At 70.5% G+C, this 15,733-nt stretch carries 14 protein-coding genes and 1 riboswitch; of the genes, 3 read left to right on the top strand and 11 right to left on the bottom strand.

Annotated features, from left to right (window positions below; translation table 11 throughout):
* The first annotated feature begins 5 nt into the window (after positions 1 to 5).
* Complete coding sequence (locus OG866_RS31950; protein WP_329340075.1) at positions 6 to 563, top strand: PadR family transcriptional regulator; 558 nt, start codon at positions 6 to 8, stop codon at positions 561 to 563.
* On the opposite strand, the gene OG866_RS31945 is transcribed toward OG866_RS31950, so the two are convergent.
* The 5 genes from OG866_RS31945 to OG866_RS31925 all read right to left on the bottom strand — a co-directional run bounded on the left by OG866_RS31945 (position 520) and on the right by OG866_RS31925 (position 5,852).
* Positions 520 to 1,710, bottom strand: coding sequence for a hypothetical protein (locus OG866_RS31945; RefSeq protein WP_329340073.1), 1,191 nt, complete (start codon positions 1,708 to 1,710; stop codon positions 520 to 522). The two genes, OG866_RS31950 and OG866_RS31945, sit on opposite strands and share 44 nt — an antisense overlap.
* 46 nt (positions 1,711 to 1,756) lie before the next feature.
* The gene (locus OG866_RS31940; RefSeq protein WP_329340071.1) at positions 1,757 to 2,776 is read right to left on the bottom strand and encodes a C40 family peptidase; all 1,020 of its coding nucleotides are present in this window, start codon (positions 2,774 to 2,776) and stop codon (positions 1,757 to 1,759) included.
* Between the two features lie 210 nt (positions 2,777 to 2,986).
* Positions 2,987 to 4,021, bottom strand: a complete 1,035-nt coding sequence (locus OG866_RS31935; RefSeq protein WP_329340070.1) for a C40 family peptidase — start codon at positions 4,019 to 4,021, stop codon at positions 2,987 to 2,989.
* A gap of 210 nt (positions 4,022 to 4,231) precedes the next feature.
* The gene (locus tag OG866_RS31930; RefSeq protein WP_329340069.1) at positions 4,232 to 5,575 is read right to left on the bottom strand and encodes an NYN domain-containing protein; all 1,344 of its coding nucleotides are present in this window, start codon (positions 5,573 to 5,575) and stop codon (positions 4,232 to 4,234) included.
* Between the two features lie 37 nt (positions 5,576 to 5,612).
* On the bottom strand, positions 5,613 to 5,852 hold the full coding sequence (locus OG866_RS31925) for a hypothetical protein (protein WP_020137397.1): 240 nt from the start codon (positions 5,850 to 5,852) through the stop codon (positions 5,613 to 5,615).
* Positions 5,853 to 6,024: 172 nt separating this feature from the next.
* Between OG866_RS31925 and OG866_RS31920 the strand changes: the two genes are divergently transcribed.
* Both OG866_RS31920 and OG866_RS31915 read left to right on the top strand, forming a co-directional pair.
* The gene (locus OG866_RS31920) at positions 6,025 to 6,765 is read left to right on the top strand and encodes a rhomboid family intramembrane serine protease (RefSeq protein WP_329340066.1); all 741 of its coding nucleotides are present in this window, start codon (positions 6,025 to 6,027) and stop codon (positions 6,763 to 6,765) included.
* Entirely contained in the window at positions 6,762 to 7,043 is a 282-nt protein-coding gene (locus OG866_RS31915; protein WP_059197589.1) for an Lrp/AsnC family transcriptional regulator, read from the top strand. The genes OG866_RS31920 and OG866_RS31915 overlap by 4 nt, the downstream gene beginning before the upstream one ends.
* On the opposite strand, the gene OG866_RS31910 is transcribed toward OG866_RS31915, so the two are convergent.
* The 6 genes from OG866_RS31910 to qcrC form a co-directional block, all read right to left on the bottom strand.
* Entirely contained in the window at positions 7,040 to 9,238 is a 2,199-nt protein-coding gene (locus OG866_RS31910) for a serine/threonine-protein kinase (RefSeq protein WP_329340063.1), read from the bottom strand. The two genes, OG866_RS31915 and OG866_RS31910, sit on opposite strands and share 4 nt — an antisense overlap.
* A gap of 74 nt (positions 9,239 to 9,312) precedes the next feature.
* Complete coding sequence (locus OG866_RS31905; protein WP_329340061.1) at positions 9,313 to 10,674, bottom strand: aminotransferase class V-fold PLP-dependent enzyme; 1,362 nt, start codon at positions 10,672 to 10,674, stop codon at positions 9,313 to 9,315.
* 145 nt (positions 10,675 to 10,819) lie between these two features.
* Positions 10,820 to 10,936, bottom strand: a riboswitch (SAM riboswitch).
* 75 nt (positions 10,937 to 11,011) lie between these two features.
* Entirely contained in the window at positions 11,012 to 12,076 is a 1,065-nt protein-coding gene (trpD, locus tag OG866_RS31900) for an anthranilate phosphoribosyltransferase (protein ID WP_329340059.1), read from the bottom strand.
* A gap of 135 nt (positions 12,077 to 12,211) precedes the next feature.
* On the bottom strand, positions 12,212 to 13,852 hold the full coding sequence (gene qcrB / locus OG866_RS31895; protein WP_329340058.1) for a cytochrome bc1 complex cytochrome b subunit: 1,641 nt from the start codon (positions 13,850 to 13,852) through the stop codon (positions 12,212 to 12,214).
* Entirely contained in the window at positions 13,849 to 14,904 is a 1,056-nt protein-coding gene (gene qcrA, locus OG866_RS31890; RefSeq protein ID WP_329340057.1) for a cytochrome bc1 complex Rieske iron-sulfur subunit, read from the bottom strand. Before qcrA ends, qcrB begins: the two co-directional genes overlap by 4 nt.
* Positions 14,901 to 15,710 (bottom strand): cytochrome bc1 complex diheme cytochrome c subunit, encoded by an 810-nt coding sequence (gene qcrC / locus OG866_RS31885; protein WP_329340055.1) that lies wholly within the window; start codon positions 15,708 to 15,710, stop codon positions 14,901 to 14,903. Before qcrC ends, qcrA begins: the two co-directional genes overlap by 4 nt.
* Positions 15,711 to 15,733: the final 23 nt, after the last annotated feature.

The following is a 15,733-nucleotide window of genomic DNA, read 5'->3' as shown; positions in this document are numbered from 1 at the left end:
CCGGCGTGCTGGAGCTGTCGATCCTGGGCTTCCTGGCCGAAGAGCCCTTGCACGGCTATGAGCTGAAGGAGCGCATCAAGGCGCTCAGCGGCCATGTCCGCCCGGTCAGCGACGGCGCCCTCTACCCGGCGATCACCCGGCTCATCAAGGCGGGCAAGCTCGACGAACACACCGAGCCGGGCGCGAGCGCGGCCCCGCGGCGCACGCTCTCCCTCACCGAGGCGGGCCGCGCGGACCTCCTGGAGCGCCTGCGTCGGCCCAAGCCGGTCGAGATCTCCGACCAGGTCCGCTTCAACACGGTCCTGACGTTCCTGCGCCACCTCCCGGACCGCCAGGAACAGGCCGCGGTGCTCCGCCGCCGCCTGGAGTTCCTCGACGCGCCCACGAGCTTCTTCTACGACGAGGGCAGACCCGTGCGCGCGGAGGAAGCGGCGGACCTGTTCCGGGAGGGCATGCTGCGGGTCGCGCGGGCGACCGGAGAGGCGGAACGCACCTGGCTGGAGGAGGCCGTCGAGCGGCTCAGTCGAGCTGAACCCGCAGATAGTCCCGCCACTGGTCCGTGAAGTCGTCCAGGTTCGTGTCGAGCACGTTCTTCAGCGCGTCCTCGACCGCCCCGGCGCGCTGCTTGTGGGCGCCGACGGCCCGGTAGAAGGCGCGGAGCTGGTCGGTCCCCCACTCTGCCGCGATCATCCGGCAGGCCAGCCAGCCGCCCTCGTAGGCCTGGGCGAGCCTCGTCGCGTCGCCGCTGAACCCGAAGTCCGCGTCCCTCGGCAGGGCCGTCGGCGTCCGCCCCTCCGTCACGGCCCGCCACAGCTCCGGCGCGGCCTGGACCGGCGAGCGGCCGGAGTCGAGATAGCCGATCCAGTCGGCGTACCCCTCGGACAGCCACAGCGGCGTGGCCGCGCCGGTGTGGTCGCGGGTGGCGACATGAGTGGTCTCGTGGGTGAGCACGACCTGCTTGCCGACGCTGCCGAGGACGCCGAACGCGTCGGGGTTGACGATGATCCGGTCCGCGGGCGCGCGCGCCGGGGCGCCCGTCTCGCCGGTGGTGACGGCGGCGATCCCACGGTACGAGGACGCGGGCGAAGCCAGCAGCCCGGCCATACCGTCCAGGGACTTCGGTACGAGCACGACGACATGCCGGGTCCAGTCGGTGCCCCACTCCGCCGACACCGCCGGAACGGCACGGTCCGCCAGCTCCACATAGGTCTGGAGCGCCGCGCTCGACCGTCCGACGCCGAGGACGAGGCTGTCCTTGCCGCGGACGACGGCGACCTCGCCCTGGTCCCACAACTGCTGGGCGGACTTCTTCGCGGGCTTCTCCTGGTCGACGAACCACTCGCCGCCCGCGTCCAGGCTCAGGGTGAGCGTGCGGCCGACGGTGACCGGGGCGTTGTCGTAGCCCTGTATGCGGTACTTGAGCTCGACGTCGGCGGTGGCGTCGGCGCCGTCCCGGTGGAGCCCCGTCACGCGGTACGCCCAGGAGGCGAACGGCACGCCCCGCGCGTTCTCGAACCAGTCCAGCGCGCCCGTCTGCATGAACGCGGCCCGGTCCCGGTCCAGGACGGCGACCGAGCGCCGGTCGAGCAGTGCCTGGACATCGGCCTTGGCGGTGCCGGTGCCGGCCTTGCCGCCACAGGCCACCAGGGAGACCAGCAGCAGACACAGCGCGAGGATCCCGTGTCTCGACGCCCGCCCTCGACCAGCCATTTCACGATCGTACGGCGGGACGGCCGCCGGGGTCAGAGGGCCTGGGTCAGACCCTGGTGACGGTGGCGCCCGGCATCATGCCCACCGGGTCGTAGCGGACGGGGGCGCCGGGGTAGGGCGCGTGGATCACCTGGCCGTTGCCGACGTACATGCCGACATGGCTGGCGTCGGACCGGTAGGTGACCAGGTCGCCGGGTTGTGCCTGGGAGAGCGGGACCTGCTGCCCGGCGTAGCGCTGGCTCTGCGAGGTGCGCGGCAGGGAGACTCCGGCGTGCCGGTACGACCACACCATCAGGCCCGAGCAGTCGAACCCGGAGGGGCCGGTCGCGCCCCAGACGTACGGCTTGCCGATCGCGGCGCGGGCGGCGGCGACCGCGGCGGCGGCCCGGGCGTTGGGCGGCAGGGCCCCGCTGAGGTCGGGCATGTCGTCGCGGCCGGAGCGGGAGGCCCGGTCGTAGGCGGCGCGCTCCTCGGACGGCAGGGAGTTGAGCAGCCGACGGGCCTGGGCGAGCTTCTTCTCGACGGTCTGCTTGTGGCTCGCGACCGCCTTGCGGCTCTTCTCCAGCTCGGCCAGCTGCCCGGCCGCCTCCGCGCGCTCCTGGGCGAGTTCCCGCATCGCCGACTGGAGGTCCTTGAGCTCACCGGCCTGATGGGCGGTGATCCGGTCGAGGGCGGCGGCCTTGTCGAGGTAGTCGTCCGGGTCGTCGGAGAACAGCAGGGCCAGGGACGGATCGAGGCCGCCGGAGCGGTACTGGGCACCGGCCAGCGAACCGAGCGTCTCCCGCATGGAGTTGATGCGGTCCTGCTGGCGGGCGATCCGGTCCTGCGCGGTGCCGACCTGCTTCTTCAGCGCGTCGGCCCGTTCGTCGGCCTTGTTGAAGGCCTCGGTCGCCTTCTCGGCCTCCTCGTAGAGGCGGTCCACCTCGGCACGGGTGTCGTCGTGCGGGGCGGCCGAGGCCGGTACGGCCCCGAGAACCGCGGCGGTGGCCGACAGGACGCAGAGCGCGGCACTGGCGCCCCGGTCGAACCCGGACGATGTCGATGCAAGGCGGCGATGGGACCCCACGAGAAGCCGCACCCCTTCCGCTGGCGGACAGGAAACGCGGCCGACAGTAGCCCCGTGACAAGGGCGCTTCCAAAGACCTCCACGGCCACACAACGTGACACCCCGCCACCGACGCAGGTCAGTGGCGGGGCGTGGGGTCAGTTCACGTCGCCAGGATTCGCCCGAACGGGCGGCAGGGTGTCGTGATCTTGAGCGTGACTTCTGGGCGGATCAGATCCGGACGCCGAACTGGAACGGCATGTTGCCGATCGACTCGTAGCGCACGACCGTGCCGGTGCGCGGGGCGTGGATCACCTGGCCGTTGCCGGCGTAGAGACCGACGTGGTGCAGGTCGCCGTAGAAGATGACGAGGTCGCCGACCTTGAGCTGGCTCTGCGAGTAGATCCGCGTGCCGGCGTTCGCCTGGGCCTGCGAGGTGCGGGGGATGGAGACGCCCGCCTGGGCGTAGGCCCAGGAGGTCAGGCCCGAGCAGTCGTAGGAGGCGGTGCCCGTGGCGCCGTAGACGTACGGCTTGCCGAGCTGGCTCTGGGCGGCCGAGAAGGCGGCGGCGGCGAAGTTGGAGGCGGCGGGGGCGTCGCCGAGGTCCACGCGCTCGCTGGCGGAGCGGCTGGCGCGCTCGTCCTCGGCGGCCAGGGCGGCCTTCTCGGCGGCCGTCAGCGTGTTGAGCAGCTTCTGCGCCTCGGCGAGCTTGGCCTGGACTTCCTTCTTCTTCTTGGCCAGTTCGGTCCGGGTGGAGGAGAGGTCCTTGAGCTTCTCGGAGGCCTCGGAGCGCTCCTGCGCGAGCTCGCGCTGCTTCTCCTGGATCTTCTTCAGCGCCTCGACCTGCTGGGCGCTCAACTGGTCGGCCGTGGAGGCCTTGTCCAGATAGTCGTCCGGGTTGGACGACAGGAAGAGCTGCAAGGAGGCGTCTATGGAGCCGGTGCGGTACTGGGCGGCGGCCGCGAGGCCCATGGAGTCACGGAGGCCGTTGAGGTCCTCCTGGCCGCGGGCCACGGTGTCCTGGATGGCGGAGATCTCCTTCTGGAGCTTCTCCTGCTTCTCCTTGGCGCCGTTGAGCTTCTCGGTGGCCTGCTCGGCCTCCTCGTAGAGCTTGTCGACCTTGGACTTGACCTCGTCCTTGCTGGGCTTCTCGCTCGGTGCCGCGTTGGCGGCGTTGGCGCTCAGCGCGACGGCGGCGGCAGCGGCGGTGGTCAGCACGGTCACGCGTGTGCGGCTCGGCTGCTTGGGTCGACGGTGGGACGCCACGGAGGTGAGCTCCTTCTTGTGAGTGATCACCCGTTCGGAGGTTCGAGCCCAGACCCTAGTGACCTTCTTGTGATCAGTTCAAATCCTCACGCGAAAAAATCAGTCACGGACTGCATTCTTTACACACAACTCACGTGCGGTAATGCTCGACTGACACTACGTTGCGTGACGATCCGACCAATTCGGTCATTAAACCTGGAAGTTAGAACTTCAGGACAGGCGCTTCAAAAGCATCGCCGAAGCGACAGGCCGGGCCCCCGCCTTGGCCACCCCGTCGGCCACCTCGCGGTCGGTGGAGGCGACGATGACCGGCCGGCCCGGTGGCTCGGCGCGCACCAACTGGCGGATCAACTCGTCGGCGGTGACGCCCGCCTTGGAGAACAGCACCCGCACGCCGCGCGGCGGCGCGAGCAGCACCGGCGCGAGCAGCTCGGCCCCGTCGAAGACACAGGTCACCTCGGCGCCGGTCTGCGCGGCGAGCTGCGAGAGCTGCCCGAGCAGCCGCAGCCGCTGCTTCTCCAGCGGCATCTGGGGATAACCGGTCTTGGTGACGTTGTAGCCGTCGACCACCAAGTGGGCCTGGGGCAGGGCGAGCAGCTGGTCCAGAATGGCCGGATCGTTCTCGGACAGCGCCCGCGCGGCGATGTCCTTCGGGGTCATTCGTCCCGGTTCGACCGCGTCGACGGTCTCCGCGGGCCGCACGGACACGGGCGGCAACGCCAGCTCCCGGCGCAGCCCTTGGGCCGCGTCCAGCACGGTGTCCAGCAGCAGCCGGACGCGCATGTCCTCGACACTGCGCCCCTCCCGGGCCGCCTTGCGCGTGGCCTCCAGGGCGGCCTCGGCCTCGCTCAGCCGGGCCTTGAGCCGCCGTGACTCGACCTCGGCGGTGGACACCTGCGTCTGCCCCTCGGCGCGCACGGCGTCCATCTCGACCTGTAGTTTGCGCAGCGCCGCCTCGCCGCGCTTGACGTCACTGAGGGCGGCCCGCAGCTTGCGGTGAAGCGATTCGGCTTCCTTCTTGGCCGCGTCCAGCTCGGTGCGCAACCGCTCGGTCTCGGCGCGCGTGTGGTCTCTGGCGGCCACCAGCTCCTCGCGCAGCCGCTCCAGCTCGACGCGGCTCTCCTCGTCGGCGCGCTCGGCGTCGGCCCGCTGGGCCTCCTCGCCGGCCGCGGTCACGAGCTTCACCCAGCCCGTGGGACGCAGTACATAGGCCGCGGCCGCCACGTCGAGCGGATCCGCGGCCGGGGGCGGCGAGCCGGAGTCGAGGGCGCCGGCGAGCTCCGGCTGGGCCTCTCTGAACTTCTCGCCGATCCGCTGCCGGAACAGGGGATCGGTCTCCAGTGCCGCGGCCATCGCGTTGCCCGCGAACTTGGCCCGCCGGTTCGGCGCGAACCGGGCGTACTGTCTGAGCTGCGCGGGCAGTTCACCGACGGTGAGGCCGCCGAAGCCGTCGGAGACGATCTGCACGACGCGACGGCGCACGCCGTCGGGCAGCGGACGGTCGAGCACCTCGGCGGCGCCGTCGCCCGGCCCCCCGCCTTGTGTCTCCACCATCCGTCAACACCCCAACCTGTGTGCGGGGGCCACTCCCTCAGGAGTCGGCGCCCGGCCTGTCCACGAGTTCCACCTGATCCACGGCGTTGCACCAGCGGCAGCGCACCGACTCGATGGTCTCACTGACCACCTCGCGCTCCTCCACCTTCGGCTCACCGGCCAGGTCGAGGTGGACGTACTCGACGACCTTCGACGAGCGGGTCACGTCGAAGCGGGTGAGGTTGCCGCAGAGGGTGCAGCGCCACCGCGTCGAGGCGGTCGGCAGGGGAACCGTCATCGTGCCTGAGCTCTTTCCTTCTAGGTCTTCCATTGTCCGCGACACACCGGACCCGGTGTGTGGCTCGTAACCCTACGGCCTGGCGGGTACTCGTCGCTCGGCCGTCTCAGTGCCCGCCCGGGCGGCGAGGCACTCTGTTCGGTTGCGTCCCGTTACGTCATGCTCTGTGTTCATGATCAGCAACTGGAGGGTGACAGTCGGTGGCGCGAGCAGGTCGTTGTGGGGTACGGCACCGGTCACCTACGGCCTGATCGCCCTGTGCTGTCTGCTCTTCGTCATCGGCCCCGCGGGGGGCCTCAATCCGGCCTACGGCACCGGGGACGAACTGCTCGTCGCCCAGCGGGCCTACTTCCACCACTGGGGCGTGGTCCCCGCGGAACTGTTCGAAGGCTCGGCCCGGGCCGCACTCACCCCGGCGACGGCCCTCTTCGTCCACGGCAGCTGGGTCCACCTCCTCGGCAACATGCTCTTCCTCTATGTCTTCGGAGTGATGACCGAGGAACGGATGGGCCGCGTCCAGTTCACGCTCTTCTACCTCGGCTGCGGCTATCTGGCGCTGCTGGGCTACGCCGCCGCGAACTCCGACTCCGACCAGTCGCTGGTCGGGGCCTCCGGAGCGATCTCAGCCGTGCTCGGAGCGTTTCTCTACCTGTTCCCCGGCGCCCGGGTGACAAGCCTGCTCCCGTTCCTCTTCTTCCTGCCCCTACGGTTCCCGGCATGGCTGGTGCTGCCCTTCTGGGCGGCCCTCCAGTGGCTGGCGGCGGGCCGGGCGGCGAACGGGCCCGGGGTGGCGTATCTGGCCCACCTGGTGGGCTTCGGCCTGGGCTTCGCCTTCGCGTGGGTCCGATTCCCCCCTGCGACTAGAGTGAGGCCCGCCCCAGCTCCGGCCCCCGAGGGAGAGAACCAGCAGTGATCACCGCGATCGTCCTCATCAAGACCAGCGTGGACCGGATCCCCGAGATCGCCGAGTCGATCGCGGCCCTGGACTCGGTGAGCGAGGTCTTCTCCGTCACCGGCACCTACGACCTGATCGCCATGGTCCGCGTCCGGCAGCACGAGGACCTCGCCGAGGTCATCCCCGGCAGCATCAGCAAGATCCCGGGCGTGGAGGCCACGGACACCCACGTCGCCTTCCGCACGTACTCCCAGCACGACCTGGAGGCGGCGTTCGCGATCGGGCTCGACAACTAACCGCTGACATCGAGGGCGGCGACGCCCTTGTTCGTCCCGGCGTAGACGCGGCGGCCGTGCACGACGGGGGTCAGCAGGACGCCCGGGTCGGCGCCCACCTCGGTCTTCCAGAGCCGGTTGCCCCGCGTGTCGAGGGCGTGGACCTCGGTGTCGGTGCGCACATAGACCGTGGAGTCCACCAGCACCGGGTCCGAGAGGGCCCCGCCCCCGCCGTACGACCAGACTTCGTCCCCGTCCTCCGTGATCGCCTTGAGCGCCGCGCTCGCGTCGGTCACGCCCAGGAAGGCGAAGGAGCCGGCCTTCGCCGGGACGTAGGAACCGGCGAGGCCCTTCTTCTTCCACTTCTGTCGGCCCGCGAGATCCAGCCCGAACAGCTCGTTCGCCTGGTTCCCGGTGCTCACGACCACGGTGTCGCCGCTGACGGCGGGGCGGCCGACATCACCGTCCAGCGCGGCGTCGAACGGCGTGCTGGTGCCGCCGTCGGTGAACCCGTAGAGGTGGTTGTCGTAGCAGGGCGCGTAGAGGACGCCGCCGGCCACGACGAGCTCGTCGCAGGGCGCACCACCCAGCGGGACGTCCCAGCTCACCCTGCCCCGGCTGTCGTACGCCTGCACGACCCCCGCACCGTCGATCGTGCTCTTCGCGGAGCCGACGACGACGGCGCCCCCGAGCACCGCGGGCTGGCGGAAGTACGGACTGGGCAGCTCCCGCCTCCACATCTCCTCACCGGCGGCGCTCACCGCGATGAGCCTCCCCGGTTCGGTCGCGGTGTCGCTGACCACGGCGACGAAGATCCCGTCGGCCGTGACGACCGGCCTGGTGACGAAGGCCTCCCCCTGGAAGACGGACACCTTCCAGCGTTCCTCGCCGTCGCTGCCCAGCGCCCGCAGGTTCCCGTCGGCCCCGGCGAAGTACAGCGTCCGGCCGTCGGCGGAGAGCGCCCCGCAGGGACCGCCGTCCACGCTGGGCGCGCCGCCCACGTTGTACGACCAGCTCACGGCCGCCTTCCGCGCGACGAACCCCGGCGTATTCGCGCTCCCGCTCTTCCCCCCGCCCTCGCTACCGGCCTCCGAGCGCCCGAGCCACCACCAGCCGCCCACTCCCCCGGCGCCGGCGACCACGGCCCCGCCCACGGCGAGGCGCAGCAGCCCGCGCCGCGAGGGCCGTACGTCCGCCACCTCGGCCTCGGGCGGCGCAGCCTGAGGTGTCTCCGCCACCTCGGCCTCGGGCCGCACCACGTCAGGCGTCTCCGGCACCGGCGCCATGTACTCGACCCGGCTCTCCCGCTCTCCCGACTCCCGCTCGGGAAGCCAGAGTTCGCCTCCCCGAGAAGCCTCGGGCTCCGGGCCCGCACCCGTGTACCAGCCAGGATGCAGTCCGCCGCGCGGCGAACCCCCCACGGCCTCGACGACGTCCTTCGGCATCGGCCGCTGCCCCGGCTCGTCCCTGAGGCACGCCTCCACCAGCGGCAGCAGTTCCTCCGGTACGCCCGTCAGGTCGAAGTCCCGGGTCAGGATGCGCAGCAGGATCACCGAGTCCTGGCCCTCGCCGAAGGGCTCGCGCCCGCTCGCCGCGTACGCGAGGACCGCGCCGAGGGAGAAGACGTCGCTCGGCGGGCCGACCTTGCCACCGTTGCGGATCTGCTCGGGCGAGACATAGCCGACCGAGCCCACGATCGCGCCCGTACGGGTCATCGCCGTGGCTTCGAGGGCCCGTACGATCCCGAAGTCGATGACCCGCGGACCGTCCGGCGCCAGCAGGATGTTGGAGGGCTTCAGGTCCCGGTGGACCATGCCCCGCGCATGGATCGCGCCCAGCGCCTCACCCAGCGCGGCCCCCAGCACCCGCACCGCCTGCTCGGGCAGTGCCCCGCCGTCCATGACCGCGTCCCGCAGATTCGGCCCGTCCACGAACTCCGTGGCCATCCACGGGTGCTCGCCCTCCGGGTCGGCGTCGACCACGCGCGCGGTGTACGTGCCCGCCCCGCCGACGGTCTGCGCCGCCCGCACCTCCTGCCGGAACCGGGCGCGGAAGGTGCGGTCCTGGGCGTACTCGGGCCGTACGACCTTCACCGCCAGCCGCAGCCCGGTCCGTGACTCGGCGAGATACACCTCGCCCATGCCGCCCGAGCCGAGCCGGCCCCGTACCTCGTACGGGCCGACCCTGCGTGGATCCGTCGCGCGCAGCGCCTGCACTCCCGCTCCCCCTGTGTGTCGTACGAACGCCGTAGGGGAGGGTATCGGCAACCGCCGCCCAGCCGGTCAGCCGGTCAGACGGCGGGGACGCACCGTCCGTCCTCGGTCCGGTACCGCCACTTCGCACCGTCGCTCACCAGCTCGCGCACGGCGTTCACGAACCGCTCGACATGCTCGTCCGGCGTGCCCGCGCCGAAGCTGACGCGGATGGCGTTGAGGGACTTCTCGCCGGGCGCGGCCTCGGGGGCGCCGCACTCGCCCTGGGTCTGCGGGTCGCTGCCGAGCAGGGTGCGGACGAGGGGGTGAGCGCAGAAGAGGCCGTCGCGGACGCCGATGCCGTACTCGGCGGAGAGGGCGGCGGCGAAGTGGGAGCTGTTCCAGCCCTCGACGACGAAGGAGAGGACGCCGACGCGGGGGGCGTCGTCGCCGAAGAGGGAGAGGATCCGGACCTCGGGAACGTCGGCGAGGCCGCTCCTGACCTTCTCGATCAGGTACTGCTCGCGGGCGACGAGGGTGTCGAAGCCGGCCTCGGTCAGCGCCTTGCAGGCGGAGGCGATGGAGTAGGCGCCGATGACGTTCGGGGAGCCGGCCTCGTGGCGGGCCGCGTTCTCGTGCCACTCCACGTCCACGCCGCCGTCCTCGCGCCGGGTGACCTTGCGGCTGGCGCCGCCGCCGGCGAGGTAGGGCTCGGCGGCGGTCAGCCAGTCGGCGCGGCCGGCGAGGACGCCGGAGCCGAAGGGGGCGTACAGCTTGTGGCCGGAGAAGGCGACCCAGTCGACGTCGAGGTCGGCGACGGACACCGCGTGGTGCGGGGCGAGCTGGGCGGCGTCGAGGACGATCCGGGCGCCGTGCGCATGGGCGGCGGCGGCCAGCTCGCGCACCGGCCACAGCTCGCCGGTGACGTTGGAGGCGCCGGTCACACAGACCAGGGCGGGGCCGTACGGGTCGCGGTCGGCGAGGGCCTGCTCCAGGGTCTCCACGGCCTGCTGGTGGGTGCGGGGGGCGTCGAGGTAGGTCACCCGGGCGTCGCGCCAGGGCAGCAGCGAGGCGTGGTGCTCGGTCTCGAAGACGAAGACCTGGCAGTCGGCGGGCAGGGCGGCGGCGAGCAGGTTGAGCGAGTCGGTGGTGGACCGGGTGAAGACGACCTGGTCGCCCTCGCGGCAGCCGAGGAACTCGGCGACGGTGTTCCGGGCGTTCTCGAAGAGGTCGGTCGACAGCTGCGACAGGTACCCGGCACCGCGGTGGACGCTGCCGTAGTAGGGCGCGTAGGCCGCCACGTCGTCCCAGACCCGCTGGAGGGCCGGCGCGCTGGCCGCGTAGTCGAGGGCCGCGTAGGTGACCTCGCCACCGGTGACGAGCGGGACGGTGACATCCCGGCCCAGAACGGGCAGCGGAGAGCAAATGGTCCGGGTGGCGGCAGCGGTGGAGACAGACATGGGGGACTCCCGTGAGAGGGCATGCTGAAGCAGGGCATGCGGGGAAGAGGAAAAGGGTGCGCGGAGGCGGGGCTCGGCGGCCCTATCGCATTCGCTTGCTCACGGAAGACTCCCTCGAACGACCAGGACCCCTGGTTTCGAGAGGGGCCCGCGCTTGCCGTAGACCTCGCTGCCTACGGCCTGGTCTTCACCCGGGGCACCCCGCCACGGACGGAGGGTTGCCGGACAGTCGGCCGGGGCCTCATGACTGTCACTCATGACCTGGTACAGGAACGTACGCGATGTGATCGTCGTCCCGCAACCCGCGTCCGGATCGCGGGACGACCATCGATACCGGCTACCGGTTGCTGGCCGCCACCCAGCGCTCCAGAGTCCGCTTGGCCGCGCCGGAGTCGATGGACTCCGCGGCCTTCGCCATCCCGTCCCGCAGCTGGTCCGCCAGGGACGCCCCGGTCGGCTCCAGCGCGACGAGCGCCGCCGCCGAGTTCAGCAGGACCGCGTCCCGGACCGGACCCGTCTCGCCGTCGAGGAGTCTGCGCGCCACGTCCGCGTTGAACGCCGGGTCGCCACCCCGCAGCGCCTCCACCGGCACCAGCTCGATGCCGACGTCACGCGGGTCGAAGGCCTCCTCGGTGACCTTGCCGTCGCGCACGACCCACACCCGGGAGGTGGACGTCGTCGTCAGCTCGTCGAGGCCGTCGTCACCGCGGAAGACCAGCGAGGAGTTGCCGCGCTCGGCGAAGACCCCGGCGACGATCGGCGCCATCAGCGGGTCGGCGACGCCCACCGCCTGCGCCCTGACCTTCGCGGGGTTGGTCAGCGGGCCCAGCGCGTTGAACACCGTACGGATGCCCAACTGGCCGCGGGCGGCGCCCGCGTGACGCAGCGCCGGGTGGAATTTGATAGCGAAGCAGAAGGTGATGCCGGCCTCCTCGGCCACCTCGGCCACCCGCTGCGGGGTGAGGTCGAGGTTGACGCCCAGCTTCTCCAGGACGTCCGAGGAACCCGACGCCGACGAGGCCGCCCGGTTGCCGTGCTTGACGACCTTCGCGCCGGTGCCGGCCACCACGAGGGAGGACATCGTGGAGATGTTCACCGTCTTCGCGCCGTCGCCGCCGGTGCCGACGATGTCGACGGTCCGCCCGGACACCTCGATCACATTGGCGTGCTCGTACATCGCCTGGACGAGCCCGGTGATCTCCTCGACCGTCTCGCCCTTGGCCCGCAGGGCCACCACGAACCCGGCGATCTGCGCGTCCGTCGCCTCGCCGCGCATGATCTGGTCCATCGCCCAGGCGGTCGCGGCGGCGCTCTGGTCACGGCCGTACAGCAGGGCGTTCAGGACCTCGGGCCAGGAACGGCCCGCCGCGGTGTCGCCTCCAGCGGGGGTCACAGCGCTCATACGGCCGCTCCTGGGTGTCGTACAACAGGGTTCAACAGATGTTTGACCCCACCCTATCCAGCCCCGGGCACGGAGAAGGGCCCCCGTCCGAAGACCGGACGGGGGCCCTTGCACAGCGCGTGGCGAGCGCAGCGATCAGTGGTGGCCGTGGCCGCTCGTGATCTCCTTGTACTCCTCGACGGTGGGCTTGGCGATCTGCGACTCGTCGCCGAAGTACGCCTCGCTGAGCTTGACGCGCAGCTTCTCGGAGCCCTTCACCTTGCGCTCGACGCCGTTGTCGTCGACCGTCGGGCCGATCTCGGCCGGCTTGTACTGCTCGTGCGCGGTGAGCGTGTGCAGCGCGTCCTGGCTGAGCGGCTCGTGCACCTCGATGAACTCACCGTGCGGCAGGCGCTTGATGATGCCGGACTCGCGGCCGTGCAGCACCTTGTCCTTGTCGCGGCGCTGGAGGCCCAGGCAGATCCGCTTGGTGACGATGAACGCGAGCACCGGCGCGACGAAGAACGCCACACGGACGAACCAGGTGATCGAGTTGATCGACAGGTGGAAGTGGGTGGCCCAGAGGTCGTTTCCACCACCGACGAGCAGCACCATGTACCAGGTGATCCACGCGACGCCGAAGGCCGTGCGGGTCGGGGCGTTGCGCGGGCGGTCCAGGATGTGGTGCTCGCGCCGGTCGCCGGTGACCCAGGCCTCGATGAACGGGTAGACCGCGATGGCCACCAGGACCAGCGGGAAGATCACCAGCGGGATGAACACACCCAGGACGAGCGTGTGACCCCAGAAGTTGATCTCCCAGCCCGGCATGACACGGATCAGGCCCTCGGAGAAGCCCATGTACCAGTCGGGCTGGGCGCCCGTGGACACCTGGTCCGGACGGTAGGGGCCCATGGACCAGATCGGGTTGATCGAGGCGATCGCCGCGATGGCCGAGATGACACCGAAGACCAGGAAGAAGAAGCCTCCGGCCTTGGCGGTGTACACCGGGAACAGCGGCATGCCGACGACGTTCTTGTTGGTCTTGCCGGGGCCCGCGTACTGCGTGTGCTTGTGGACGAACACCAGGATCAGGTGGCCGACCATGAGGCCGAGCATGATGCCCGGCAGCAGCAGCACATGGATCGAGTAGAAGCGGGCCACGAAGTCGCCGCCCGGGAACTCGCCGCCGAAGAGGAAGAACGACAGGTACGTGCCGACGATCGGCACGGACAGGATCGCGCCCTCCATGAAGCGGACACCGGTGCCGGAGAGCAGGTCGTCAGGGAGCGAGTAACCGGTGAAGCCGGTGAACATGCCCAGGACGAACAGCAGGAAGCCGAACAGCCAGTTGACCTCACGCGGCTTGCGGAACGCACCCGTGAAGAAGACGCGCATCATGTGCACGAACATGCCGGCGAGGAAGATCAGCGCCGCCCAGTGATGGATCTGCCGGATCAGCAGACCACCGCGCACATCGAAGGAGATGTGCATGGTCGAGTTGAACGCCTCGGACATCAGCTGTCCCTGCAACGGGACGTAGCTGCCGTGGTACTCCACCTCGTTCATCGACGGGTGGAAGAACAGCGTCAGGTACACACCCGTGAGGATGATGATGATGAAGGCGTACAGGCAGATCTCACCCAGCATGAACGACCAGTGGTCGGGGAAGATCTTGCGCATGTTGGCCTTGGCCAGGGAGTAGATCCCCAGCCGGCCGTCGGCCCAGTCGGCGAGCTTCTCGCCGGCCGGGGCCTGCCCGCGGGCGCGGGACGACTCGTTGTTCTCGTTGGTGCTCATCCGCGCTCCCAGAAGGCAGGACCGACAGGCTCTTCGAAGTCGCCCTGCGCCTCGAGGTAGCCCTCTTCGTTCACGGCGATCCGCAGCTGCGGCAGGGCGTGACCGGCGGGGCCGAAGATCACTCGGGCACCGTCGGAGAGGTCGAAGGTGGACTGGTGGCAGGGGCAGAGCACGTGGTGCGTCTGCTGCTCGTACAGGGAGATCGGGCAACCCACGTGGGTGCAGATCTTCGAGTACGCCACGATGCCGTCGTGCGACCACTCGAGCTCGCGCTTGTCCTTGATGTTGTCCGGCTGGATCCGGACGATCATCAGGGCGGCCTTGGCGATCTCGGTCTGGAACGCCTCGTCGTGCTCCTCCAGGCCCTCGGGCTTGGCGAAGGTCAGCGAGCCCACCGCGACGTCGGAGGGACGCAGCGGCTCGTTGGTGTTCATGTTGACGAGCAGCAGGCCCTTGCGCCACATGGTGTGCCGCAGCTTGGTCCCGGGCAGCGGGCCGAGGTCGCGCAGCAGCACGACACCGGCGAGCGGCACCAGGGTGAGCGCGCCGAGCATGGTGTTGCGGATCAGCTTGCGACGGCCGAGCGCGGACTCCTTGGCGCCCTGCTTCCAGTCGTCGAAGACCTTCTCGCGGACCTCGGGCGGCGCCTCGATCGGGTGGCGCTCGTCGACCATCTCCACGTCGGACATCAGGGTGCGGGCCCAGTGGACCGCGCCCGCGCCGATCGCGAAGAGGGCGACGCCGAGCGTCAGACCCAGCGAGAAGTTCAGCGCGTTGATGTGGCCGATCGGGAAGACGTAGATCGCCCTGTCGTGCGGGACACCCACGTACGCGGCGATGAAGCCGATCGTGGCCAGCATCGACACCGTGAACAGCATCGCCACCGTGCGCTCGGACCGCTTGGCGGCCCGCTCGTCGATGTCCTGGACCCGGTGCTCGTGGGGCGGCAGACCGGGGTCGGCGAAGGGGTCCCTGTCGTCCGCGACGCTCACCGCGCCGTGGTCGTCCTGCTCTGCGGGCAGGTTCTCTTCTGGAATGTCTTGGCTACTCATGACTTCTTGGCCTTTGCGGTCCGAGCGGCGAGCCAGACGGCGATCGCGATCAGGCCACCGAGTCCGAACACCCACGCGAACAGACCCTCGCTGACCGGACCGAGGCCGCCCAGCTCGAGGCCACCGGGGCTCTCGGTGTCGTCACCGTTGACCGCGTCGAGGTACGCGATGATGTCCTTCTTGTTCTGCTCCGACAGCGTGGTGTCGGGGAACGACGGCATGTTCTGCGGGCCGGTCTGCATGGCCTCGTAGATGTGCTTCGGGTCGACGCCCTCAAGGCTCGGCGCGAACTTGCCGTGCGTCAGCGCACCGCCCTTGCCGGTGAAGTTGTGGCACTGCGCGCAGTTGGTGCGGAACAGCTCGCCGCCCTTGGCGATGTCCGCCCCGTCCGGGCTGTACTCGTTCTTCGTCGGGACGGCCGGACCGGCGCCCAGGGAGGAGATGTACGCGGCGAGCTGGTCGATCTCGGCCTGCGTGTAGATGACCTTCTTCTTCGGGACCTGTGCGCCCGGCTGCTGGGCCGGCATACGGCCGGTGCCGACCTGGAAGTCCACGGCCGCGGCGCCCACACCCACGAGGCTCGGCCCGTCGGTGGTGCCCTGAGCACCGGTGCCGTGGCAACTGGCACAGCCCACGGCGTAGAGCTTCTTGCCCTCCTCGATGGTGAGGGACTGGGCGGTTTCGTCGGCCTGCGCCTTGTCCGCGGGCGCGAACACGGCGTACAGCCCCCCCGTGCACGCCAGCGCGAGGAGTAGGACGACGAGCGCCGCCAGCGGATGGCGTCGTCGTGCGGAGAGCTTTTTCACGGATTACCCCGGTGTCAGGATCT

This window comes from Streptomyces sp. NBC_00663, from assembly GCF_036226885.1.
GTDB lineage: Bacteria > Actinomycetota > Actinomycetes > Streptomycetales > Streptomycetaceae > Streptomyces.
Note: the sequence above shows the minus strand (reverse complement) of the source record. Positions and strands in the feature narration are given on the sequence as shown.